Source organism: Microtetraspora glauca (assembly GCF_040656155.1).
GTDB lineage: Bacteria > Actinomycetota > Actinomycetes > Streptosporangiales > Streptosporangiaceae > Microtetraspora > Microtetraspora glauca.
Genome location: NZ_JBFALK010000033.1, coordinates 19,958 through 44,561 on the forward strand (window position 1 = coordinate 19,958; position 24,604 = coordinate 44,561).

The window sequence follows — 24,604 nt, forward strand, 5'->3', positions numbered from 1 at the left end:
GGTCGTGGTCGTCACGACGGCAGGAGTCTCCTGGCTCCCGGATCGATGCTCACCCCGGCCTTCCCGTCCGTCGCCGGACAGTGGCCTTCGGTGGGGGTCGCTCCCCGGTTACAGTGGCGGGACCGCGCCGGTTTCACACCGGCTTCCTCCCTGTGCCGTCGCCTGGGATCACACTATGCCAGGCCGACATCCGCTGGGAAACGGGGCGTTACCATCCTCAGCGTGTTCATCGGTGACCTTTCCGGACGGTCGCGGTCCGACGCGTGCCCCGGAGCCCTTCAGGTGCACGCCGCCGCCGACGGCGGCCTGGCACGGATCCGCATCCCCGGCGGCGCGGTCACGGCGCACCAGCTCCGCGTGGTCGCCGCCGCCGCCCGCGAGCTCGGGTCCGGCGTGATCGAGCTGACCTCCCGGGCCAACCTCCAGGTGCGCGGCCTCCGGGAAGTCCGGGCCGGGGACCAGGGGCCTTCCGGGGCGCCGGACTTCGCCGCGCGGATGGCCGCGGCCGGCCTGCTGCCCTCGGCCACGCACGAGCGGGTGCGCAACATCGTGGCCTCGCCCCTGGCCGGTCGCGGACCGGAGAGCAGGCTCGACGTGCGCCCTCTGGTGGCCGAGCTGGACCGCGAGCTGTGCGCCCGGCCCATGCTCGCCGACCTGCCCGGACGGTTCCTGTTCGCCCTCGACGACGGGTCCGGCGACATGCCGGTCCTCGGCGCCGACGTCACGCTGCTGCCGGACGTGCCGGACGTGGCGTTGCTGCTCGCCGGTGCCGACCGCGGGTTGCGCGTGCCCGCCGGTTCCGCGGTCGCGGGCCTGCTCGCCGTCGCGGAGGCGTTCCTGGCCGAACGCGCGGAACAGGGGTCGGGCGCGTGGCGGCTCGCCGAGATCGCCGACGGTCCCGCCCGGGTCGCGGCCCGCGCCGCGAGCGCGGAGCCGCGTCTCCGCCTGTCCGCCTCCGCCGTACGGCCGGCGGGTGCGGCGGCGGCTCGGGCCACGGGGACGGCCGGCATGGTCGGAACGGTCGCGCAGCGGGACGGGAGGTGCGCCCTCATGGTCCTCGCTCCGCTCGGGCGGCTCACGGCGGCCCAGGTGGAGGCGCTCGCCCGGGCGGCCGAGAACGGCGGGGGAGAGGTGCGGGTGACGCCCTGGCGGGCGATCGTCGTACCCGATCTGCCGCCGCCTGCGGTCGGCGAGCTGCGGGCATCGCTCACGGACGCGGGCCTGGTCGGCGACCCCGCGTCGCCGTGGCTCGGCCTGACCGCCTGCACCGGCCGCCCCGGATGCGCCAAGGCACTCGCCGACGTCCACACCCACGTCCACACCCACGTCCACACCGACGTCGGCGCCGGGGGGAGTGCGGACCTCTCGGGCGATGCCGTACGCTCACCGACCGGTAAGGGGGACCTGCTTCCCGTGCACTGGGCGGGCTGCGAGCGGCGGTGCGGACGGCCGCGCGGCCGGGTCGTGGACGTGATCGCCACCGAGGACGGGTACCGCGTCGAGCTGGACGGCGTCAGCCGTACGTTCGCCGACGCCGAGCAGACGAGCGCCGCCGTCGCGGCGACCAGAGAGGGAACGTGATCGACTACATCCGGGACGGGGCGGAGATCTACCGCCGGTCCTTCGCCACCATCCGCGCCGAGACCGACCTGAGCGGCATGCCGCCGGGCGTCGCCCAGGTCGCCGTCCGCATGGTGCACGCCTGCGGCATGGTCGACCTGGTGAACGACCTCGCCTGGTCGCCCGGGGTCGTGACGGCGGCGCGCGAGGCGCTGCGGAACGGCGCGCCCGTGCTGTGCGACGCCATGATGGTGGCCTCCGGCGTGACCAGGCGCCGCCTTCCGGCGGACAACGAGGTGCTCTGCACGCTCGGCGACCCGCGGGTTCCCGAGCTGGCGGAACGGCTGGGCACCACCCGCAGCGCCGCGGCGCTGGAGTTGTGGCGCGACCGGCTCGACAACGCGGTGGTCGCGATCGGCAACGCGCCGACCGCGCTGTTCCGCCTGCTCGAGCTGGTCGAGGAGGGGGCGGGCCGCCCGGCGGCCGTGCTCGGTGTCCCGGTCGGTTTCATCGGGGCCGCCGAGTCCAAGCTGGCCCTGGCCGAGCATCCGTCCGGCCTGGACCACCTGGTGGTCCACGGGCGCAGGGGCGGCAGCGCGATGGCCGCGGCCGCCGTCAACGCGATCGCGAGCGAGGAGGAGTGAACGGGATGAGCGGAGAGTCCGGCCACCTGTACGGGGTGGGGCTGGGGCCCGGTGACCCGGAACTCGTGACCGTGAAGGCGGCGCGGCTCCTCGGCGCGGCCGACGTGATCGCCTACCACAGCGCCAGGCACGGGCGCAGCATCGCCAGGTCGGTGGCCCTGCCGTACCTGCGGGGCGACCAGATCGAAGAAGCGCTGATCTATCCGGTCACCACCGAGACCACCGACCATCCCGGGGGATACCAGGGCGCGCTGGACGACTTCTACGTCGAGTGCGCCGCCCGCCTCGCCGCGCATCTGGACGCGGGGCGGGACGTGGTCGTGCTGTGCGAGGGCGACCCCCTCTTCTACGGCTCGTACATGCACATGCACAAGCGGCTCGCGCACCGGTACCCGACCGAGGTGGTGCCCGGCGTGACCTCCGTCAGCGGGGCGTCGGCGGTGCTGGGCCGCCCGCTGGTCGAGCGGGACGAGACGCTGACCGTGCTGCCGGGCACCCTCCCGGCGGACGTCCTGGCCGAGCGGCTGGCCGCCACCGACTCCGCCGCGGTGCTGAAGCTCGGCCGGACCTTCGAGAAGGTGCGTACGGCTCTCGCCGAGGCCGGGCGCCTCGACGACGCCTGGTACGTCGAGCGGGCCACGACGGACAAGCAGCGAATCGAGCCGCTCGCCGACGTCGATCCGGCCACGGTCCCCTACTTCTCGCTCGCGCTGCTGCCCAGCCCCCTCACCCCGGCGGCGGGCAGCCCGGCGGAATCCGCTCGTACGACCGAACGTACGGGCGAGGTGGTCGTCGTCGGGCTGGGCCCGGCGGGACGGCCGTGGCTGACCCCCGAGGCGCAGGACGCCCTCGCCGCCGCCGACGAGCTGGTCGGCTACGGGCCCTACCTGGACCGGGTGCCGCCCAACCCGCGCCAGCGCCGCCATCCCACCGACAACCGGGTCGAGGCCGAGCGGGCCGCGCACGCGCTGGAACTCGCCGCCGCGGGCTCGCGGGTGGCCGTGGTCTCCTCGGGGGATCCCGGGGTGTTCGCCATGGCCAGCGCGGTGCTGGAGGCGGCGGCCGAGCCGAGGTTCGCCGGTGTCGCCGTCCGGATCGTGCCCGGCCTGACCGCCGCGCAGGCCGTGGCGAGCCGGGCCGGTGCCCCGCTCGGTCACGACTACTGCGTGCTGTCGCTGTCGGACCTGCTCAAGCCGTGGGAGGTCGTCGCGGAGCGGATCAGCGCCGCGGCGAAGGCCGACCTCGTGCTGGCGATCTACAACCCGGCGTCGCGGAGCCGTACCTGGCAGGTGGCCGCCGCGCGGGACCTGCTGCTCGAACACCGGGCCCCGGACACGCCCGTCGTCATCGGGCGTGACGTCGGAGGTCCGGAGGAGAGCGTGCGGGTCGTGGAGCTGGGCGCGCTCGATCCGGCCGAGGTCGACATGCGCTGCCTGCTGATCGTGGGTTCGTCCACGACGCGGATCGCCGATCGCGGCGGGCGGCCCGTCGTCTACACCCCGCGCCGCTACCCGGCGTGAGATCCGACCCAGGCCGCGGCCGCCTCGACGGTGTCCACCTGGGGGACCCCGTCGGGCGGCGCCGGCCGCCGTACGACGACCACGGGAAGTCCCAGCTCGCGCGCGGCGGCCAGCTTGGCCGTGGTCATCTCGCCGCCGCTGTCCTTGGTGACCAGCACATCGACGCGGTGCTCGCGCATGAGCGCCAGCTCTCCCGGCACGGTGTACGGCCCGCGGGAGAGGACCACCAGCGTGCGGCGCGGCATCGGCGGGCCGGGCGGGTCGACCGACCTGGCCAGGAACCACAGGTCGTCCAGGTCCGCGAAGACGGCCAGGCTACGGCGGCCGGTCGTGAGGAACACCCGCTCGCCCCGGCCGGCCAGCAGGCCGGGCAGCAGTCCGGCGGCGGCCTCCAGCGTGGGCGCCCAGTGCCAGTCGTCGCCGGGCCCCTGACGCCAGCCCGGACGGCGCAGCACCAGCAGCGGCACCCCGGTACGGGACGCGGCGGTGACGGCCGAGGCGGTCATCCGCGCGGCGAAGGGATGGGTGGCGTCCACGACCGCGTCGATCGCGTGCTCACGCAACCAGTCGGCGAGCCCGTCGGGCCCGCCGAAACCGCCCTCGCGCACCTCTCCGACAGGGAGCCGGGGGTCGGTCACCCGGCCCGCCAGCGACGACACCACCCGCAGTCCGGGAACGCCGACCACCCGCTCGGCGAGGCCCCTGGCCTCCGCGGTGCCGCCCAGGATCAGAAGCCGCCTCGTCATCCCGTCACCTCCGTCATCTCATCCAGCTCCGTCAGGCCGTCCCCATGAACACGCCACTGCGCCACGGATGGACCACCGGCGCCTGCGCCACCGCCGCGACGACCGCGGCCTACACGGCGCTGCTCACCGGCGCCTTCCCCGACCCGGTGGAGATCGTGCTCCCCAAGGGGCAGCGGCCCGCGTTCGCCCTGGCACGCGAGCGGCTGGGCGACGGGGAGGCGACCGCCGCGGTGGTCAAGGACGCGGGCGACGATCCCGACGTCACGCACGGCGCGCTCATCTCCGTGACCGTGCGGCACGGCGCCCCGGGCAGCGGTGTGACGTTCCTGGCCGGGCCGGGGGTCGGCACCGTGACCAAGCCGGGACTGCCGCTCGACGTGGGCGAGCCCGCCATCAACCCCGTACCCCGGCGGATGATGCGCGAGCACGTCGCCGACGTGGCCGCCCGCCGCGGCGGGACCGGCGACGTGATCGTGGAGATCTCCGTCGAGGGCGGTGAGGAGCTGGCCCGCCGCACCTGGAACCCGAGGCTCGGCATCCTGGGCGGCCTGTCCATCCTGGGCACGACCGGAGTCGTGGTGCCCTACTCGTGTTCGGCGTGGATCGACAGCATCCGGCGCGGCGTGGACGTCGCACGGGCGGCCGGCCGTACGCACGTGGCGGGCTGCACCGGCAGCACCTCCGAGCGGGTCGCCGCCGAGCTCCACGGGCTCCCGGAGGACGCCCTGCTCGACATGGGCGACTTCGCCGGAGCCGTGCTGAAGTATCTGCGCCGCCACCCGGTGCCCCGGCTCACGGTGGCCGGTGGGATCGGCAAGCTGTCCAAGCTCGCCGACGGGCACCTCGACCTGCACTCCGGCCGCTCCCAGGTCAACCCCGATCTGCTCGCCGCGCTCGTGCTCGGCGCCGGAGGCGACCCGGCCCTGGCCGAGCGGGTACGCGGAGCGAACACGGCGCTGCACGCGCTGCGGCTCTGCCAGGAGGCGGACCTGCCGCTGGGCGACCTGGTCGCCGAAGGGGCACTCGGGACCGCGCTTCAGGTGTTGCGCGGCGCGCCGGTCGAGGTGGACGTCGTGGTCATCGACAGGTCGGGTGTGATCGTCGGCCGCGCGGGCGGCGCCGGTCAGTCGCGGCACCGGTCCGCCGAGTAGAGGTGGCTGTCGGGGAACGCCGACGCCGTCAGCACCCTGCCCACCACGATCACGGCGGTCCGCACGACCCCGGCGGAGCGGACCCGCTCGGCGATGTCGGCCAGGGTGCCGCGCAGGATCACCTCGTCGTCCCTGCTCGCCCGCGCCACCACCGCGACCGGGCAGTCCGCCCCGTAGGCGGGGAGCAGTTCCTCGACGACCGCCTCGATCCGCTGCACCGCCAGATGCAGCACCATGGTCGCCCGGCTCGCGGCCAGCGTGGCCAGGTCCTCGCCCTCCGGCATCGGCGTCGCCCGCGCCGACGTACGGGTGAGGATGATCGACTGCCCGACCCCGGGCACGGTGAACTCCCGCCTCAGCGCCGCCGCCGCGGCCGCGAAGGCGGGGACGCCCGGCACCACGTCATACGGCACGCCGAGAACGTCCAGCCGCCGCATCTGCTCCGCCATCGCGCTGAACACGGACGGGTCGCCCGAATGCAGCCGGGCCACGTCCAGCCCGGCGGCGTGCGCGGCCGACATCTCGGCGACGATCTCGTCCAGATTGAGCTGGGAGGTGTCCACCAGCCGCGCCCCCGGCGGGCAGTCGTCCAGCAGTTCCCGGGGCACCAGCGACCCGGCGTACAGGCACACCGGGGACGAGGCGATCACCCGCAGGCCGCGGACCGTGATGAGGTCGGCGGCACCAGGTCCCGCCCCGATGAAGTGCACCACGCCCGTCACGACCGCTCCTCCGCACCCGATTCCACTGTTCGCGCCACTACGCCCGGCGCTGTTCGCGCCGCCGTCTTCACCGCTGTCTTCACCGCCGACCACACGGTCACCGGCATCATGGCCCGCCAGCCGGTGAAGCCGCCGACGGGGGCCGCGCGGTTGACCGCGAGGCGCACCAGGTCTCCGCCGAGCCTGCCGTACCAGCCGGTCACGACCGCCTCGGACTCCAGGGTGACGGCGTTGACCACCAGCCTGCCGCCGGGTCTGAGCGCGGCCCAGCAGGCGTCCAGCAGGCCGGGGGCCGTCGCTCCGCCCCCGACGAAGATGGCGTCGGGAACGGCCAGGCCGGCGAGCGCGTCCGGGGCGGCTCCGACGACGATCTCCAGGTCGGGCACGCCCAGCGCCGCCGCGTTGCGGGCCGCCCGATCCGCGCGCTCCCGGCGGCTCTCCACCGCGATCGCGCGGCAGGCCGGATGGCTGCGCATCCACTCGATCGCGATGCTGCCCGCGCCCGCGCCCACGTCCCACAGCAGCTCGCCGGGTACGGGCGCGAGCCGGGACAGGGTGACCGCGCGCACCTCCCGCTTGGTGAGCTGCCCGTCGTGCTCGAACGCGTCATCCGGCAGTCCCGGGACGCGGGGAAGCGGCGTCACTCCGGGATCCGCCCGGCATTCCACCGCGATCACGCTCAACGGGGAGGGACCGGGCCGTCCGGGCAGGTCCCACCGCTCCGCCGTACCGGAGATCCGGCTCTCGCCGGGGCCGCCGAGATCGGAGAGCACCGTCACCGGGCTTCCGCCGTACCCGCGAGCGGCGAGCAGCGCGGCGACCCGCGCGGGCGCGGTCCTGCCCGCGCCGAGTACCAGCACCCGGCGTCCCGGCAGGATCGCCGGGTGGAGCAGCTCGTCGGGGCGGCCGACCAGGCTCACCACCTCGGTCTCCTGGACCGTCCAGCCCATCCGGGCGCAGGCGAGCGACAGCGACGACAGGTGCGGGATCACCCGCACCCGGTCGGGGCCGATGAGGCGGACCAGCGTGGAGCCGACGCCGAAGAACAGGGGATCGCCGCTGGCGAGCACGCACACGGCACGGCCCCGGTGCGCGGAGAGCAGACCGGGCAGCGCGGGGAGCAGCGGGGACGGCCAGGTCACCCGTTCCGCGCCGATCCCGGAGACGCGGGCCTCGGAGACCAGGGCGAGTTGCCTCACGCTGCCCATGAGGACGTCGGCGGCCAGCAGGGCGTCACGCGCCGCCGGGCCGAGGCCGCTCCAGCCGTCGGTCCCGATGCCGACGACGGTGATCCGGTCGTCCGGCTCAGACATTGCCGAGCACCCGGGCGACCCGGATCTCGATCACCACCCGCTGGGGGTTCTCCCGTGGCGGCCGGTAGCGCGCCGCGTACCGCCGCTCGGCGTCGGCGACCTCCTCCGGGGTGTCCCGGATCACGGCACGCCCCTCCAGGGTCGACCATCGGCGGCCGTCCACCTGGCAGACGGCGACCGCCGCGCCGTCGGGCCCGGCCGCGGCCACCAGCCGGGCCTTCCGCGAACCCCGCGAGGTGATCACCCGGGCGACCGCCGCGCCGGGGTCGAGTGTCACCCCGACCGGCACCACGTGCGGCGTTCCGTCGGGGCGCACGGTGGTCAGCGTGCACAGGTGCCGCTCACGCCAGAAGGCGCCGAACCCCTCGCCGAGTCCCGTCAGGTCGGGCAGTGCGGCTCCCGCCGGCATCGTTCACCTCGAACAGTCGTCAGTGGTCGTCAGTGGTCGTCGGTAGTCGTCAGGGATCGTCAGTGGGTCGCCATGCGGTGCGGCGCAGGATGAACCGCCTCCGACGGCCTGCCGTCGCGGGGCGCCAGTTTACGGGAGCGCCCGGCACGCCCTTCATGGCGATGCCCTTCACGACGGCGTCACGGCGATGTCACGGTGCGGCGAGTCGCTCCAGAACGGCGGCGAGGAGCGGCGGCTCGACGGGCTCGTCCAGCGCGGTGAGCTCGGCGGGGGAGAACCACCCGAACCCGAGATAGGTGTCGCTCTCCTCCGACGTCAGCACCGACGGCGTGACCTCGGGGCGCGTGCCGAACCTCGCCAGGTAGAACGGCTCCGTCTTGACGTAGTGAACGCCCAGCCACATGTAGTCGCGGTCGACGGGCACCGACCGGTCGGCCACGGCGGAGCCGTGCAGGCCGGTCTCCTCGGTCAATTCGCGCCGCGCCGCGTCGAGGGGTGTCTCACCCGGCTCGATCCCGCCGCCGGGGGGCTCCCAGAAGGTACGGCCGGCGACCGGGTCCCGCCAGCGCAGCAGCAGCACGCATCCGTCCTCGTCCACGCACAACACCCGCGCGGCCGGTCGATCGTCAGCCATGGGACCTCGCCCCTCTCGCCCGTACGGGAGCGTCCCCGTCCGCCTGATCATCCCGCACGGGGATCGTCCGGCGGCCGTCAGTCCCCGGACCCGGGCCGTACGTCGTGATCAATGATCGACGGAGAGTCATCAATCCTGATACTTGACATTTGATATCAGATACTTGACGACCCTCTTCCAAGAGCGCGGACTTTTGGGAGGTTTCGGGTGATTGCTTCGACGGGTGGCGACGGAGTCGTGCCCGCGTACTGGCTTCGGGACGCGGTCGGCGCGGTGTTCGAGGCGGACATGCGCGGCGTGGCCTCGCACGGCACCATGCTCGTGCCGATGTACATCGACAGGGTGTCGGCCGGATCCGTCAGCCGTCGCGAGCAGGCCGAGGTCCTCGTCGACAAGGGCGCCGTCGCGGTGCTCGACGCGGGACACGCGCTCGGCCAGCTCACCGGCGACCAGGCCATGGCCCTCGCCGTGCGCAAGGCGCGGGAATTCGGCATCGGAGCGGTCACCGTCCGCCGCGCCTTCCACTTCGGCGGGGCGTTCCGGTACGTCGAGGCGGCGGCGCGCGAGGGATGCGTCGGGATCGCCGCCGCCAACACCCGCCCGCTGATGCCCGCGATCGGCGGCGCCGTGGCCGCGCTGCGCGGTCACCTCGAAGGCGCGATGACCCGCATCCTCGCCGGGATGGCCCGGGCGCGCTGATATCCGGGCCGCCCGGAACCCGAGCGGCCCCACGCGCGTTAGGCGGACGAGCAAGCACGGGTATTTCCGCTCACCCGGCCCCATGTCGTGGCATGCCGGGCGGCGGCGCCGAGTCGGCCCGTGCGAATCGTCGCGGACGTGGTGGAGGTCATCCTGTGCTGGAGGTAACCGCGGTCGGCTGGGCGCTGACCATCGGAGTGATCGTCGTGCTGTTCGCACTCGATCTGACGCTCGGCATCGTACGGCCGCACACGGTGGGCTTCCGCGAGGCCGTCGGCTGGTCGGTGTTCTACATCGCGGTCGCCGTGGTCTTCGGCCTGGTCTTCGCCTCCTACGCGGGATGGGAGTACGGCGCCGAGTACTTCGCCGGGTACGTCGTCGAGAAGAGCCTGTCGGTCGACAACCTCTTCGTCTTCGTGATCATCATGAGCACGTTCGCGGTGCCCGGCGAGTACCAGCGCAAGGCGCTGACCCTCGGCATCCTGATCGCGCTCGTGCTGCGGGTCGTCTTCATCGTGCTCGGCGCCGCCCTGCTGTCGCTGTTCTCGTTCATGTTCCTGGTCTTCGGGCTGCTGCTGATCTGGACCGCCGTGCAGCTCTACCGGCACCGCGACGAGGACCCGAGCGCCGACGACAACGCGCTCGTGCGGCTCACCCGCCGCGTGCTGCCGGTGTCCTCCGAGTACGTCGGCGGCAAGATGATCGCCCGGGTGGGCGGGCGCCGCGTGGTCACACCGCTGTTCGTGGTGCTCGTCGCCATCGGCAGCACCGACCTGCTGTTCGCGCTGGACTCGATCCCGGCGGTGTTCGGCGTGACGGAGGAGCCGTACATCGTCCTCGTGGCCAACGTGTTCGCCCTGCTGGGGTTGCGCGCGCTGTTCTTCCTCGTCAAGGGACTGCTGGACCGGCTGGTCTACCTGTCCACCGGGCTGGCGCTGATTCTGGCGTTCATCGGCGTCAAGCTGGTGTTGCACTGGGCGCACGGCCTGAGCGACGGGGTGCCGGAGATCCCGACCCCCCTCTCGCTGGCGGTGATCGTCGTCATTCTGGCCGTCACCACCGTGGCGAGCCTGCTGAAGTCGCGCCGCGACCCCGCCGCCCGCGCGCACGCCGGCACCCTGCGTGCCCCGGCCGAGCCGGAGGCGGAGCCGGGCGAGGAGTGAGCGCGGGAGACGGGGACGGTCGCCCGGATCAGCCGCGCAGGGCGGCCATGTTGGCGTAGCTCAGCTCGGCATACCTCAGGGAGCGGCCCGGGTCGGAGGCGTCCCCCGGGGCGTTGTCCTGCTCGTACATCGGGTTGTGGTAGCCCTTGGCCCCCATGTTCGCGAAGAAGGCGGCGTAGTCGATGTCACCGGTGCCGAACGGCACCATGTCGTAGCCGTTGCCGCTGGCCGGGTTGGACTTGCCGTCCTTGGCGTGGAACAGCGGGAACCGCTTCGTCTGCGCCCGCACCACGGCGAGGGGGTCGAAGACGCCGGTCTGCGCCGAGCCGTCGGGCGCGGTGTACGTCCGGAACTTGAACTGGGCCACGTGTGCCCAGAAGATGTCCATCTCCAGGTAGACGTCCTTGGGGTCCGTGATCGTGAGGAAGTACTCCAGTTTGCGGATGCCCGAGGACCGGGTCGGCCGCCCGGCCGCGTCGAGCGGTCCGCTGTCGAGGAGGAAGTTGTACGCCGCGTCGTGGTTGTGGGTGTACAGCTTGATCCCGGCGGCGGAGGCCAGCGAGCCCAGGTGGTTCCACTTCTCGGCGGCCACGTCCCAGTCGCCCTTGTACGCGCTGCCGGTGGGGTCGCCGCCGGTGCCCATGTGCCCGAGGCCGAGGATGCCGGCGATCTCCAGATGCAGCTTGAACCGGTCGAGGTCGGACGGCGTGAGCGGCCACGAGCCGGGGATGAAGCCGTGGTTGCCCTCCGCCTGCAGGCCGTTGTCGTCCAGCCACCGGCGCAGCAGCCGGGCGCCCTCGACGGACTCCAGGTTGCCCCCGCCCTCGGCGTTGGGATGCTGGCCGTACCCGGCGAACTCCACCTGCTTGTAGCCGATCCGGGACAACTCCTCGAACACCCGGCGGAAGCCGGAGGCGAGGGGCGTCGAGCCGGGGTCGCGCCCGATCGCGTCGCGCACGGTGTAGAGGATGATGCCGCGCTTGCCCGGCGGCACCAGCACGCCGTTGCCTCCTGCCGCGCCGGCGGCGGCCCGGGCGGCCGACGCGAGCGGACCCACCCCGGTCAGGGCGGCCGCCGCCGTGACGCCCGTCGTGGCGGCGAGGAAGCGGCGCCGGCTCAGGCCGAGCGCGCGGCGCAGGGCGTCGGAGGTCTCGATGGATTCTTCGTGTGCGGTCATCGCTGCCGTCCTCTTCGGCAAGGACGCGTGCGCCGAACACGTCGGGAGTGCGGTGGTGCCGGTCGGTCCCTGTGACGTGCCACCGTCACCCGAGGATCAAGGCGCTCTCATTGTTACGGCGCGATCGCCGATCGGTCAATGTACCGGCGGCGCGGGCGTTCAGGCCGGGCGTTCAGGCCGGCGCGGTGACCGCCTGGTCGACGGTGCCCGGCGCCAGCACGTGCTCGACCACCATGACCGCGGCGCCGATGACGCCCGCCCGGTCGCCGAGCTCGCTGGCCCGGATGTTCAGGTGCTGGGTGGCCAGGGGCAGGGAGCGGCTGTAGATCGCCTCGCGTACGCCGGCGAGGACGTGCTCGCCCGCCTCGGCGATGTCGCCGCCGACGACGATGACCGACGGGTTGAAGAAGTTGACGATGGCCGCGAGCACGCCGCCGATGTCCCGCCCGGCCTGCCGGATGACCTGGGCGGCCTGGGCGCTGCCTCCGCGGATCAGCCCTACGACGTCGCGGCTGCCCGCGGCGTCGATGCCCGCGGCGCGCAGCGTGGCGGCCATCGCGGCGCCACTGGCGACCGCTTCGAGGCAGCCGGAGTTGCCGCACCGGCACAGCGCGTCGCCCGCCGAGGTGACCCGGATGTGTCCGATGTCACCCGCCGCGCCCTGCGAGCCGCGGTGCAGCCGCCGGTCGGCGATGATGCCGCAGCCGATGCCGGTGCCGATCTTCACGAAGAGCAGGTGGTCGACCTCCGGGCTGGCGATCCAGTGCTCGCCCAGGGCCATGATGTTCACGTCGTTGTCGACGAGGACGGGGGCGCCGAGCCGCTCGCCGAGCCACTCGGGGACGGGAAAGTCGTCCCAGCCGGGCATGATCGGCGGGTTCACCGGCCGGCCGGACGTGTGCTCGACCGGTCCGGGCAGGCCGATCCCGATGCCGCAGATCTGGGAGAGCGGGTGCCCCGTCTCGGCCAGCATCTCCTCGAACGCGGTGACCAGCCAGGACAGGGTCGGCTCCGGGCCGCGCTCGATCGGCAGCTCGGCCGCGCGCTCGGCCAGCACCGCCATGCCGAGGTCGGTGACCGCCAGCCGCGCGTGCGTCGCGCCCAGGTCGGCGGACAGCACGATGCGGGCGCCCCGGTTGAACGCGAACGCGGTGGCCGGGCGTCCGCCGGAGGAGATGGTGTCCTCGGAGGGGACGATCCAGTCGTGGTTGATCAGCACGTCGAGCCGCTGAGACACGGTGGACCTGGCCAGGCCGGTGAGCTGGGCCAGCTCGGCGCGGGTCCGGGCCTGCCCGTCCCTGAGGATCGCGAGCAGGGCGCCCGCGCCCGCGGCAGGGCCGCCGGCTTCGCTCAGTGTGCCGTGCGCCAACGCTTCTCCCTCAACGGACATCAGAACCCGATGCTTCATCGTGATGTTACATCAGCAGATCACTACCTTTTGTTGACAGTCGGCATAAGTCGGGCTTAGCGTCGCGAAATATGGACGACATAAAACGAGTGTCGCCGCATCGCGTGTACCGGTAGTGCTCCAGCCGTTCCGTGCAGCGGGCCCGGTCGTCCGTTCCGCCGTCGCGCCGAGACGGCGGGGCGGGCGAGTGCCACCCGGGCTCCACCCATCCCTGTCCCAGCGCCCCCCGCGTTCCCCCCGCCATCCCTCCGCCATCCCGTCTCCGTCCCGCGCCTGACTCCCGCGCCGGGACGCGACTCACCCCCCGAGTGAAGGGAAACTCCGCCATGCCCTCCAGGCGGCGAACCACGCGCGCCACCCGATGGGTCGCGCAGACCTGCGCCTTACTCCTGGCTCTCACGAGCCTGACCGTGCTCACCGTGACGATCGGCACGGCCACCCCCGCACAGGCCCACGCGGCCATCGATCCCGCCGACTACCAGCGGATCGAGCTGGCCAAGGGCGTCGCCGAGATGGGCGAGCCCATGACGATGGCCGTGCTCCCCGACCTGTCCGTGCTGCACACCTCACGTGACGGGACGCTGCGCCGTACCGACGCGACCGGGAACACCGCCGTGGTGGGCGCGCTGAACGTCTACACCCACGACGAGGAGGGCCTGCAGGGGGTGGCGGCCGACCCCGGCTTCGCCACCAACCGATTCGTCTACCTCTACTACGCGCCCCGTCTGAACACCCCGGCCGGGGACGCCCCGGTGACGGGCACCGACTTCTCCGCCTGGCAGGGCGTGAACCGGCTCTCCAGGTTCACCGTCAAGCCCGATTGGACGCTGGACACGGCCAGCGAGGTGAAGGTGCTCGACGTGGCCGCCGACCGCGGCATGTGCTGCCACGTCGGCGGCGACATCGACTTCGACGCCCAGGGCAACCTCTACCTGTCCACGGGCGACGACTCCAACCCCTTCGACTCGGCGGGCTACGCGCCGCTCGACGAGCGGTCCGACCGCAACCCGGCGTACGACGCCCAGCGCAGCGCCGGCAACACCAACGACCTGCGCGGCAAGATCCTTCGGATCAAGGTCAAGCCGGACGGGACCTACGAGATCCCCGACGGCAACCTGTTCCCGCCGGGCACTCCCAAGACCCGGCCCGAGATCTACGCGATGGGCTTTCGCAACCCGTTCCGGATGAGCGTCGACAAGGCCACCGGCGTCGTCTACGTCGGCGACTACGGCCCCGACGCGGGCAGCTCCGACCCGAACCGGGGCCCGAGCGGCCAGGTCGAGTTCGACCGCGTCACCAAGCCGGGCAACTATGGCTGGCCGTACTGCACGGGCACGAACACCCTGGCCGAGACCTACAACGAGTTCACCTTCCCGTCCGGGCCCTCGGGGCAGAAGTACGACTGCGCGGCGGGCGGCCCGGCCAACAACTCCTTCCGCAACACCGGCATGGACAAGCTGCCGCCCGCGCTGCCCTCGTGGATCAAGTACGGCGGTGACGAGGGCTCCCCGCCGGAGTTCGGCGGAGGATCGGAGTCGCCGATGGGCGGCCCGCTCTACCGCTACGACGCCGCCCTGGACTCGCAGGTCAAGTTCCCCGCCGAGCTGGACGGCCACTTCTTCGCCGGAGAGTTCGGCCGCCGCTGGATCAAGGCGATCGACGTGGCCGCCGACGGGACCCGCGGCGAGATCGCGAACTTCCCCTGGACCGGCACGCAGGTGATGGACCTGGCCTTCGGTCCCGACGGCGCGCTGTACGTGCTCGACTACGGCTCGGGCTACTTCGGCGGCGACGCGAACTCCGCGCTGTACCGCATCGAGTACATCAAGGGGCGTGACCGCGCGCCGGTCGCGGTGGCCAAGGCCGACAAGACGTCCGGCAGGACGCCGCTGACCGTCGCCTTCTCCTCGGCGGGCTCCGCCGACCCCGAGGGCGAGCCGATCACCTACGCCTGGGACTTCGGCGACGGGACGTCCTCCACGGACGCGAACCCGACCACGACCTACACCGAGGACGGGGAGTACACCGCCACGCTCACGGTGAAGGACCCGGGCGGCAACGCGGGGCGGGCCAGCATCAAGATCACGGTGGGTAACACCGCGCCGACCGTCACCATCGAGCAGCCCGGTCCCGGCCGGCTGTTCGACTGGGGCGACACCGTGCCGTTCACGATCAAGGTGACCGACCCCGAGGACGGGGACGTCGACTGCGCCAAGGTCACGATGACGTACGTGCTCGGCCACGACAGCCACGGCCACCAGATCACGTCCAAGAACGGCTGCTCGGGCGAGCTGACCATCCCCTCCGACGGCGAGCACGACGACGCGGCCAACATCTTCGCGGTGTTCGACGCCGAGTACACCGACAAGGGCGGCCTGACCACCCACACCCAGCACATCCTGCAGCCGCGCCACCGCCAGGCCGAGCACTACTCGGCGATGTCCGGCGTCTCGCAGATCAGCAAGGCGCCCGCGCACGGCGGCAAGACCGTCGGTGACGTCAACAACGGCGACTGGATCTCGTTCAAGCCGTACGAGCTGAGCGGCGCCAAGGGCGTCACCGCGCGCGTCTCCTCCGGCGGCGTGGGCGGCACGATCGAGGTCCGCGCGGGCTCGGCGACCGGCACCCTGCTCGGCAAGGTGGCCGTACCCGTGACCGGCGGCTGGGAGACGTTCATCGACGTCTCAGCCCCGCTGGCGGGCGCCCCGGCCGGCACGACCGAGCTCTTCCTGGTCTTCACCGGCGGCTCCGGCGCGCTGTTCGACGTGGACGACTTCACCCTCCTGAAGGAGCCCCCGCCGGGCACCGGACCGGCCATCGGCCCGATCACCGGCCCCGGCGGCCTGTGCGTCGACGTCGCGGGGGCCAACAGCGCCAACGGCACCAAGGTGCAGCTCTACACCTGCAACGGCACAGGCGCGCAGGTCTGGACGCTCGAGGGGACGACCGTCAAGGCGCTGGGCAAGTGCCTGGACATCGCGGGCGGCGCCACGGCCGACGGCACCAAGGTGCAGATCTACACCTGCAACAACACCGGCGCCCAGCAGTGGACCGCCGGGCCGAACGGCTCGCTGAAGAACCCGCAGTCCGGCAGGTGCCTCGACGGCGCCGACACCGGCCAGCTCGTCATCAGGACCTGTGACGGCGGCGCCGCCCAGAAGTTCGTCCTGCCGGCCTCGGGCGGCACCGGCGGCTCCGGCGACGTGCTCGTCTTCTCCCGTACGGCGGGCTTCCGGCACGACTCGATCCCGGCGGGCATCCAGGCGATCAAGGACATGGGCTTCACCGTCACCGCGACCGAGGACCCGGGCGCCTTCACCACCGCCAACCTGGCGAAGTACAAGGCCGTCGTCTTCCTCAGCACCACCGGCGACGTGCTCGACGCCACCCAGCAGGCGGCGTTCGAGTCCTACATCAAGGGCGGAGGCGGCTACGTCGGCGTGCACGCCGCCGCCGACACCGAATACGACTGGCCGTGGTACGGCAGCCTGGTCGGAGCCTGGTTCGCCTCCCACCCGGCGGTCCAGCAGGCCACGGTCAAGGTGGAGGACCGGGCGCACCCGGCCACCGCGCACCTCGGCCCGGCCTGGAGCCGGACCGACGAGTGGTACGACTACCGGTCCAACGCCAGGACCACGGCCCACGTGCTGGCCACGCTGGACGAGTCGACCTACTCGGGCGGGACCATGGGCGCCGACCACCCCATCGCCTGGTGCAAGCCGTACGACGGGGGCCGGTCCTTCTACACCGGCGGCGGGCACACCGCGGCCTCCTTCGCCGAGCCCGCGTTCCGCGAGCACCTGCGCGGCGGCATCGCGTACGCCATGGGCGACGCCAAGGCGGACTGCCGGCCGGAGAGCGGCTACACGCCGATCTACAACGGCGCCACGACCGGCTGGGAGCAGGCGGGGCCCGGAAGCTTCACCAACGCCGACGGCACGCTGACCTCCCAGGGCGGCATGGGGCTGTTCTGGTACAAGGCGAAGGAGTACCACTCCTACTCGCTGAAGCTCGACTGGAAGATGAAGGGTGACGACAACTCGGGCGTGTTCGTCGGCTTCCCCGCCTCCGACGACCCGTGGTCCGCGGTGAACAACGGCTACGAGATCCAGATCGACGCCACCGACGCCCCGGAGAAGACGACCGGGTCCGTCTACGGCTTCAAGTCCGCCGATCTCGCGGCCCGCGACGCCGCGCTGAACCCGCCCGGCCAGTGGAACACGTACGAGATCCGGGTGGAGGGGGAGCGCCTGCGGATCTTCCTCAACGGCACCCAGATCAACGACTTCACCAACACCGACCCCGCCCGCTCGCTCCAGCAGGGGTACGTGGGCATCCAGAACCACGGCGCGGGCGACGAGGTGGCGTTCCGCAACATCCGGATCAAGGAGCTCGGGCCGGCGACGGGCGACGTCACCGTCCAGGCGGAGAACTGGTCGCAGGCCAACGGCGTCCAGACCTACCCGCACGCCCCCGCCCACGGCGGGACCGTGCTGGGCTACGTCAACCCGGGTGACTGGGCCGCCTACGACGACGTCGACCTGACCGGGGTCACCGGCTTCACCGCCAGGGTCGCCTCGCCCAACCCGACCGGCGGCTTCGAGATCCGTACCGGCTCTCCGACCGGTCCTGTGCACGGCCGGGTCACCGTGCCGAACACCGGCGGCTGGGAGTCGTACGCCGACGTCTCCACCACGCTCACGGACCTCCCCTCGGGGAACGCGAAGCTCTACCTGGTCTTCACCGGGGCGGACTTCGACGTGGACGACTTCACCCTGACCCGCGCGGCCGCGGACAAGGCGGCCCCGGTGACCGCCGCCGCGCTGGACCCGCAGGAGCGGCCGAGCGGCTGGCACACCGCGCCGGTGACCGTCACCCTGACGGCCACGGACGAGGGCTCGGGGGTCGCGACGACCGAATACCGCGTCGGTGACGGCGACTGGACCGCCTACACCGAGCCGTTCACCGTCAAGAAGGACGGGACGCACACCGTGTCGTTCCGCTCCACGGACAAGGCCGGCAACAAGGAGGAGGCCAAGAAGATCACGCTGAAGCTGGACGCCACCGCGCCCGCGCTGACCGTCGCAGGGCTGAACGACGACGGGAAGTACGGCGACGCCGCCGGGATCACCGTCACCGCCGAAGGCGCGGACGAGGGCTCCGGGATCGACACGGTGACGGCCACTCTCGACGGTGCGGAGCTGAAGCTGGACGAGCGGCTCGACCTGCACACGCTGGCGCTCGGCGAGCACACCGTGAAGGTGACCGCGACCGACAAGGCGGGCAACACCGCCGAGCGGGTCAGGACGCTGACGGTGAGCGCGTCGTTCGGCGACCTGGAGACCCTGCTGGACACGTTCTCCGTCGACGGCCCGCTGCGGGCGCAGCTCGGCAACTTCCTGAAGTCGGCGAACCACCAGGACGTCAAGCAGCACCCCGAGCAGGCGATCCACCATCTGGAGAAGTTCAGGGACAGGGCCGCCGAGGTGGCCGACGAGACCGCCCGCGCGGTCCTCGTCCGGGACGCGGAGGCGCTGATCGCGGGGCTGCGCTGACGGCGTGAACCCTGTTTAGCCGATGTGGTGCACGAGGGTATAGACCCGAAGGTCCCCCCGAACGGACAGAGCGACGAACCGTGAAGGGGGACCCGTGCACAACGAGGACGCCGTCGAGAAGGACGACAAGCAGCGTCAACTCGACCAGTACCGCGTCGACCTGGAGGGCACCCGGCTCACCACCGACCAGGGCGTGCTGATCGACGACACCGACAACTCGCTCCGGCCCGGGGAACGGGGGCCGACCCTCCTGGAGGACTTCCACTTCCGGGAGAAGATCACCCGATTCGACCACGAGCGCATCCCGGAACGCGTGGTCCACGCCCGCGGCTCCGGCGCGTACGGCCAGTTCCGCGTGTACGAGTCGCTCGCCGAGTACACGGTGGCCGATTTCCTGTGTGACCCGTCGCTGGTCACACCGACGTTCGTGCGCTTCTCCACGGTCGCCGGCTCGCGCGGCTCGGCCGACACGGTGCGGGACGTACGGGGGTTCGCGACCAAGTTCTACACCCGCCAGGGCAATTACGACCTGGTCGCGAACAACATGCCGGTCTTCCCCATCCAGGACGGCATCAAGTTCCCGGACTTCGTGCACTCGGTCAAGCCGGAGCCGCACAACGAGATCCCGCAGGCGCAGTCGGCGCACGACACGTTCTGGGACTTCGTGCAGGCCCAGCCGGAGACCCTGCACTTCGTCATGTGGCTGATGTCGGACCGGGCGATCCCGCGCAGCTTCCGGATGATGCAGGGGTTCGGCGTGCACAGCTTCCGGCTGGTGAACGCCGAGGGGCGTGCCACGTTCGTGAAGTTCCATTGGAAGCCCCTCCTCGGGACGCACTCGCTGCTCTGGGACGAGGTGCTGCGGATCCAGGGCAACGACCCCGACTTCAACCGGCGTGACCTGTGGGAGGCGATCGAGCGCGGCGCCTTCCCCGAGTGGGAGCTGGGCCTGCAGCTCGTGCCCGAGTCGGACGAGCACGCCTTCGACTTCGACCTGCTCGACCCGACGAAGATCATTCCTGAGGAGATCGTGCCGGTGCGTCCGGTCGGCCGGATGGCGCTCAACCGCAACCCGGAGAACTTCTTCGCCGAGACCGAGCAGGTGGCCTTCTGCACCGCGAACGTCGTTCCCGGCATCGACTTCAGCAACGACCCGCTGCTGCAGGCCAGGAACTTCTCCTACCTGGACACCCAGCTCATCCGGCTGGGCGGCCCCAACTTCCCGCAGATCCCGGTGAACCGGCCGGTCGCCCCGGTGCACAACGACCAGCGCGACGGTTACAACCAGCGGATGATCCACCAGAGCCGGACCAGCTACTCCATCAACTCCATCAGCGGCGGCTGCCCGATGTCCGGGATCCTGAGCGGCGACATGTCCGGGGTGTTCCAGCACTACCAGGAGCGGGTGGACGGCCGGAAGATCCGCAAGCGGAGCCCCAGCTTCGAGGACCACTACAGCCAGGCCACGCTGTTCTGGAACAGCATGTCCTTCTGGGAGAAGCGGCACATCGTGAGCGCGTTCCTCTTCGAGCTCGGGCATGTGGAGCGGCGGTACATCAAGGAGAAGGTCGTCGGCCACCTCGTCCAGATCGACCTGGAGCTCGCCACCCAGGTCGCCATCGGTCTCGGCATGCCGGTGCCCGCGGCCGGCCCGCCCAACCACGGCAGGTCCTCGCCCGCGCTGAGCCAGGCCAACTCGGCGCGTGACTCGATCGCCACCAGGAAGATCGCGGTTCTGGTCACCGACGCCACCGACGCGGGTGCCCTCACGCCGGTCAAGGAGGCGCTGGAAGGCCAGGGCGCGATCTGCGAGCTGCTCGCGCCGCACGAGGGGACGGTCGCCTCACTGCCCGTGGACCGCCAGCTCACCGCGGCGAACTCCGTCCTCTACGACGCGGTCCTGCTCGCGGACGGCGGCGTGCTCGCCGAGAACGGGCACGCCGTCCACTTCGTCCGCGAGGCGTACAAGCACGGCAAGGCCATCGGCGCGCTGGCGGGCGGCGCCGCGCTGCTGGAGGCCTCCCGGGTGCCCGGGACGCAGGGGGTGGTCGGGCCGGAGGCGTCGGGCGACACGTTCGTCCAGACGTTCGCCGACGCGATCAGGGTCCACCGGCACTTCGACCGGGACGTGGCCGCGTTCTCGGCGTGAGCCGGTTTCGAGCCCGGCATGTGGGCGCGGCGATGCGGCGGGGCACCCCGGGAGCGCCCCGCCGCCCCGCCGCCCCGCCCTGGCCGCGCGGCAGCGAGAAAACGCTCTCCCGTGCCGTTCCCCATGAGGTCGCCGTTTCCCAGGTGAACGAGGGTGCCGTTGAGAGAGCGCTCTCAGGCTCTTGACCGGCGGCCTCGCCGGGGTCAGGATCTGCGCAACGCGACGGCCCGGCAGGGCCGCCACGATCGCCGTTGCCGCCTCTTGAGAACGGACCCCCCATGAGCAGACCGTTCGCCCGGTTACGGGCGCGTCGACGCACCTCCGCGGTTCTGGCGGGCTTCGCCGTACTCGCGGGGAGCCTCGCCGGAGTGCCCGGCGCGAGCGCCGGGGCGGGCAAGGGCCCCGCCCAGCCGGTCGTCGGAGCGCCCGCCCTGGGCCGCGATGGATGCGCCCGCGTCGACGGGAACCTCTCAACGCTCGCCGACTGGCCGAAGGTCACCAGCCGGATCAAGCGGAACCCCGCCGACGAGAAGCGGGTGGCGAAGATCCTCGCGAGCATGACGCTCGCCGAGAAGGTCGGGCAGATGACCCAGCCGGAGATCGGCGCCGTCACCCCCGAGGAGGTCCGCCAGTACGGCATCGGCTCGGTGCTCAACGGCGGCGGCTCCTGGCCCGGCCGGGACAAGCACGCGTCCACGCGGGCCTGGCTCGACCTCGCCGACGCGTACTGGGCGGCGTCCGTCGGCACCCGGACCAGGATCCCGGTCATCTGGGGCATCGACGCCGTGCACGGCAACAACAACGTCTACGGCGCGACGGTCTTCCCGCACAACATCGGGCTCGGCGCGGCGCACGATCCCTGCCTGGTCAGGGACATCGGGGCGGCGACCGCCGCGCAGATCCGGGCGACCGGCCAGGACTGGGCGTTCGCGCCCACGCTCGCCGTCGTCAGGGACGATCGATGGGGCCGGACGTACGAGGGCTTCAGCGAGGACCCCCGGATCACCCGGGCCTACGGGTACGAGATGGTCAGCGGGCTGCAGGGCGACCACCCGCGCCGCATCGGCGAGCGCGGCGTCATCGCCACCGCCAAGCACTTCATCGGCGACGGCGGCACCCTCAAGGGACAGGACCAGGGCGTCAACCCGTCGTCCGAGGCCGAGATGATCAACATTCACGGGCAGGGCTACTACGGCGCGCTGGCCGCGGGCGCCCAGACCGTGATGGCGTCCTTCAACAGCTGGACCAACGCCGACCTCGGCATCGACGAGGGCAAGCTGCACGGCAGCGAGCGGGCGCTGACCGGCATCCTCAAGAGCAAGATGGGCTTCGACGGCGTCGTCGTCTCCGACTGGAACGGCATCGGCCAGGTGGCCGGGTGCACCAACGCGAGCTGCGCGCGGGCGATCAACGCCGGCATCGACGTCGTGATGGTGCCGAACGACTGGAAGGCGTTCATCACGAACACCGTCGCGCAGGTCGAGGCCGGTGACATCCCGATGGCGCGGATCGACGACGCGGTGACCCGCATCCTGCGGGTGAAGCTGCGGGCCGGCCTGTTCGACGCGCCGAAGCCGTCCGCCCGCGCCGGGGCCGGGTCGGCGTCGGCGCTGGAGGCGAAGGCGCTGGCCAGGAAGGCCGTGCGCGAGTCGCAGGTCCTGCTCAAGAACAACGGCGGGGTGCTGCCGCTGGCCGCGGGCTCGAAGGTCCTGGTCGTCGGGAAGAGCGCGGACAGCCTGCAGAACCAGACCGGCGGCTGGACACTCACCTGGCAGGGCACCGGCAACACCAACGCCGACTTCCCGGGGGGCACGACGATCCTCGGCGGGCTGCGCGAGGCGCTCGGCGCCGCGAAGGTGACCTTCGCCGAGACGGCGGACGGCGTCGATCCCACCGCGTTCGACGCGGTCATCGCGGTGATCGGCGAGACGCCGTACGCCGAGGGGGTCGGGGACATCGGGCGGCGCTCGCTGGAGGCGGCGAAGCTCTATCCGGGCGACCTCGCTGTCCTGGACAAGGTCGGCGGCAAGGGCGTTCCCGTCATCACCGTGTATGTCACCGGCCGCCCGCTGTGGGTCAACAAGGAGCTGAACCGCTCGGACGCGTTCGTCGTCGCGTGGCTGCCCGGCACCGAGGGCGGCGGCGTGGCCGACCTGCTCGTCCGGTCCCGGCAGAGCTTGGGACAGGGCGGGGGAAGGCCCGGCGGCGGATTCACCGGCGCCCTTCCGTACTCCTGGCCGAAAACCGCGTGCCAGACCCCGCTCAACGCGGGTGACGAGGGGTACGACCCGCTCTTCCCGCTCGGGTACGGCCTGCGCGACGGGCAGGCGGGCTCCGTCGGGACGCTCGACGAGACCGCGCCCGCGGCCGGATGCTCCGGCAACGGCGGCGGCACCGCGACCGAGGACCTGGAGATCCATAACCGGACCGACGTCGCGCCGTACAGGAGTTTCATCGGCTCCGCCGACAACTGGGGCGGCACCGAGATCGGCGTGGACGGCGAGGCCGCGCACTCCGTGATCAACGTGGTTCCGGCCGACGTCAACGTGCAGCAGGACGGCCTGAAGGTGACCTGGACCGGAGGCGGGCCCGCGCAGATCTACATGCAGGACCCGGCGGGCGGCACCGACCTGCGCGGCTACCTGAACGCCGACGCCGCGCTCGTCTTCGACGTGATCGTGCACCAGGCGCCGGCGGCGCGGACCGTGCTCGGCGTGCACTGCGTCTACCCGTGCATGTCCGAGGTGGCGGCGACGTCGCTGTTCCAGCGGCTGCCCGCGGGGACCAAGGCGACGGTCAAGGTGCCGATCGCCTGCTTCGCGGAGGCCGGGCTCGACCTGGAGGTGGTCAACACACCGTTCCTCGTCTACACGGACGGGGCGTTCTCCGCGTCGTTCGCGAACGTCCGCTGGGTGCCCGGCGCCGCCAAGGACGCCGACGCACAGACCTGTTCCGGGCTCACCTGACCCGCCCGCCCGGCCCGGCCGTCGTCAGCCCGATCGGCTCCGACGGCGGGAGGGCGCCCCGGAAGCAGCGCGCTTCCGGGGCGCCCTGATCGGGCGGTCGAGCGCCGTCACCGCTCGCGCTCGTGGAACTCTCGATCCGGGGGCGCGTCATCCGCTCCGGGCGCGCCGCCGTTCCTCCTCCTCGGCCAGCCATCGCGGCTTGGCCTTCCGCGGTGGCCGGTACATGCGCGTGACGGCCACGACGCCGAACGCGAAGGAAGCGAACAGGAACACGCCCATGAGCGCGTCCAGCGTCTCGTCGCCGGAGAACCGGGTGTAGGCCAGCATCACCGCCCACATCGCGAGCATGATCCCGCCGGGCAACTGGGCGAAGGGCAGGTTGCGCCACTCCTTGGGCGCGTCCTCGTCGAAGTATCGCTCCGCCCAGAAGCTCCGCGCGCCCGCGCGGGTGAACCGGACGTGGTTGACGATCGCGAAGGCCGCCGCGAGGGCGGTGACGAGCACCGCCCACACGGGCGCGTGCGGGTATCCCGCCAGCGCGGTGGTGATGGTGGTGTCAGCCAAAGAGACCACCCAGTTTCTTGAATCCGCGGCCGATTCCCGAGCCTATCGACTTGACGGTGTTCGCGACGGGCTGCCGCAGCTTGTCGTAGGCCGCGATCGCGGTGTCCCCGACCAGTCCGCCCACCGCGCCGCCGACGTACGCGCCGATCGCGCCGCACACCGCGGCGAGGACCACTCCCGGGCTGCAGGCCGCGGCGCCGACCGACGCTCCGAGGTACGCGCCG

The 24,604-nt window shown here is 72.3% G+C and carries 18 protein-coding genes and 1 riboswitch; of the genes, 9 read left to right on the forward strand and 9 right to left on the reverse strand.

Annotated elements, in window-relative coordinates:
* Window position 1: 1 nt before the first annotated feature.
* Window positions 2-203: riboswitch (cobalamin riboswitch) on the reverse strand.
* Between the two features lie 19 nt (window positions 204-222).
* The 3 genes from AB0I59_RS39070 to AB0I59_RS39080 are packed head-to-tail and all read left to right on the forward strand — an operon-like array spanning window position 223 to window position 3,724.
* The gene (locus tag AB0I59_RS39070) at window positions 223-1,581 is read left to right on the forward strand and encodes a ferredoxin-like domain-containing protein (RefSeq protein ID WP_358141475.1); all 1,359 of its coding nucleotides are present in this window, start codon (window positions 223-225) and stop codon (window positions 1,579-1,581) included.
* Complete coding sequence (locus AB0I59_RS39075) at window positions 1,578-2,204, forward strand: precorrin-8X methylmutase (protein WP_061261296.1); 627 nt, start codon at window positions 1,578-1,580, stop codon at window positions 2,202-2,204. Before AB0I59_RS39070 ends, AB0I59_RS39075 begins: the two co-directional genes overlap by 4 nt.
* A 5-nt stretch (window positions 2,205-2,209) precedes the next feature.
* Complete coding sequence (locus AB0I59_RS39080; protein ID WP_061261295.1) at window positions 2,210-3,724, forward strand: precorrin-2 C(20)-methyltransferase; 1,515 nt, start codon at window positions 2,210-2,212, stop codon at window positions 3,722-3,724.
* On the opposite strand, the gene AB0I59_RS39085 is transcribed toward AB0I59_RS39080, so the two are convergent.
* Window positions 3,712-4,470, reverse strand: coding sequence for a cobalt-precorrin-6A reductase (locus tag AB0I59_RS39085; protein WP_358141479.1), 759 nt, complete (start codon window positions 4,468-4,470; stop codon window positions 3,712-3,714). The genes AB0I59_RS39080 and AB0I59_RS39085 overlap by 13 nt on opposite strands.
* Before the next feature lie 44 nt (window positions 4,471-4,514).
* Here AB0I59_RS39085 and AB0I59_RS39090 point away from each other — a divergent pair, with 44 nt between their 5' ends.
* Window positions 4,515-5,621 (forward strand): cobalt-precorrin-5B (C(1))-methyltransferase, encoded by a 1,107-nt coding sequence (locus tag AB0I59_RS39090; protein ID WP_358141482.1) that lies wholly within the window; start codon window positions 4,515-4,517, stop codon window positions 5,619-5,621.
* Here the strand turns inward: AB0I59_RS39090 and cobM are convergent.
* From cobM to AB0I59_RS39110, 4 genes are all read right to left on the reverse strand, one after another.
* On the reverse strand, window positions 5,594-6,343 hold the full coding sequence (gene cobM, locus AB0I59_RS39095) for a precorrin-4 C(11)-methyltransferase (protein ID WP_358141485.1): 750 nt from the start codon (window positions 6,341-6,343) through the stop codon (window positions 5,594-5,596). The genes AB0I59_RS39090 and cobM overlap by 28 nt on opposite strands.
* The gene (gene cbiE / locus AB0I59_RS39100) at window positions 6,340-7,656 is read right to left on the reverse strand and encodes a precorrin-6y C5,15-methyltransferase (decarboxylating) subunit CbiE (protein WP_358141488.1); all 1,317 of its coding nucleotides are present in this window, start codon (window positions 7,654-7,656) and stop codon (window positions 6,340-6,342) included. The genes cobM and cbiE overlap by 4 nt, the downstream gene beginning before the upstream one ends.
* Window positions 7,649-8,065 (reverse strand): pyridoxamine 5'-phosphate oxidase family protein, encoded by a 417-nt coding sequence (locus AB0I59_RS39105; RefSeq protein ID WP_061261291.1) that lies wholly within the window; start codon window positions 8,063-8,065, stop codon window positions 7,649-7,651. The genes cbiE and AB0I59_RS39105 overlap by 8 nt, the downstream gene beginning before the upstream one ends.
* A 190-nt stretch (window positions 8,066-8,255) precedes the next feature.
* Window positions 8,256-8,699 (reverse strand): NUDIX hydrolase, encoded by a 444-nt coding sequence (locus AB0I59_RS39110; RefSeq protein WP_358141491.1) that lies wholly within the window; start codon window positions 8,697-8,699, stop codon window positions 8,256-8,258.
* A gap of 207 nt (window positions 8,700-8,906) precedes the next feature.
* On the opposite strand from AB0I59_RS39110, the gene AB0I59_RS39115 reads away from it, so the two are divergent.
* Complete coding sequence (locus tag AB0I59_RS39115) at window positions 8,907-9,398, forward strand: Ldh family oxidoreductase (protein ID WP_358141494.1); 492 nt, start codon at window positions 8,907-8,909, stop codon at window positions 9,396-9,398.
* Between the two features lie 155 nt (window positions 9,399-9,553).
* Window positions 9,554-10,561 carry a TerC family protein gene (locus tag AB0I59_RS39120; RefSeq protein WP_358141497.1) on the forward strand — a complete coding sequence of 336 codons (1,008 nt, stop codon included), beginning with the start codon at window positions 9,554-9,556 and terminating at the stop codon, window positions 10,559-10,561.
* A 28-nt stretch (window positions 10,562-10,589) separates the two neighbouring features.
* Here the strand turns inward: AB0I59_RS39120 and AB0I59_RS39125 are convergent, their stop codons facing one another.
* Window positions 10,590-11,738: a sugar phosphate isomerase/epimerase family protein gene (locus AB0I59_RS39125; protein WP_061261288.1), complete on the reverse strand. Its 1,149-nt coding sequence runs from the start codon at window positions 11,736-11,738 to the stop codon at window positions 10,590-10,592.
* Between the two features lie 172 nt (window positions 11,739-11,910).
* Window positions 11,911-13,128, reverse strand: coding sequence for an ROK family protein (locus tag AB0I59_RS39130; protein ID WP_061261287.1), 1,218 nt, complete (start codon window positions 13,126-13,128; stop codon window positions 11,911-11,913).
* Window positions 13,129-13,472: 344 nt separating this feature from the next.
* On the opposite strand from AB0I59_RS39130, the gene AB0I59_RS39135 reads away from it, so the two are divergent.
* The 3 genes from AB0I59_RS39135 (at window position 13,473) to AB0I59_RS39145 (ending at window position 23,816) form a co-directional block, all read left to right on the forward strand.
* Window positions 13,473-18,701 (forward strand): ThuA domain-containing protein, encoded by a 5,229-nt coding sequence (locus tag AB0I59_RS39135; RefSeq protein WP_358141503.1) that lies wholly within the window; start codon window positions 13,473-13,475, stop codon window positions 18,699-18,701.
* Window positions 18,702-18,795: 94 nt separating this feature from the next.
* A complete protein-coding gene (locus tag AB0I59_RS39140; RefSeq protein ID WP_358141506.1) occupies window positions 18,796-20,850 on the forward strand; it encodes a catalase in 2,055 nt (684 codons plus the stop codon).
* Between the two features lie 278 nt (window positions 20,851-21,128).
* A complete protein-coding gene (locus tag AB0I59_RS39145; protein ID WP_358141509.1) occupies window positions 21,129-23,816 on the forward strand; it encodes a glycoside hydrolase family 3 N-terminal domain-containing protein in 2,688 nt (895 codons plus the stop codon).
* Between the two features lie 147 nt (window positions 23,817-23,963).
* Here the strand turns inward: AB0I59_RS39145 and AB0I59_RS39150 are convergent, their stop codons facing one another.
* Together AB0I59_RS39150 and AB0I59_RS39155 are read right to left on the reverse strand one after the other, a co-directional pair.
* Window positions 23,964-24,380: a hypothetical protein gene (locus tag AB0I59_RS39150; RefSeq protein WP_358141512.1), complete on the reverse strand. Its 417-nt coding sequence runs from the start codon at window positions 24,378-24,380 to the stop codon at window positions 23,964-23,966.
* Complete coding sequence (locus AB0I59_RS39155) at window positions 24,373-24,555, reverse strand: hypothetical protein (protein WP_358141515.1); 183 nt, start codon at window positions 24,553-24,555, stop codon at window positions 24,373-24,375. Before AB0I59_RS39155 ends, AB0I59_RS39150 begins: the two co-directional genes overlap by 8 nt.
* Between the last annotated feature and the right edge of the window lie 49 nt (window positions 24,556-24,604).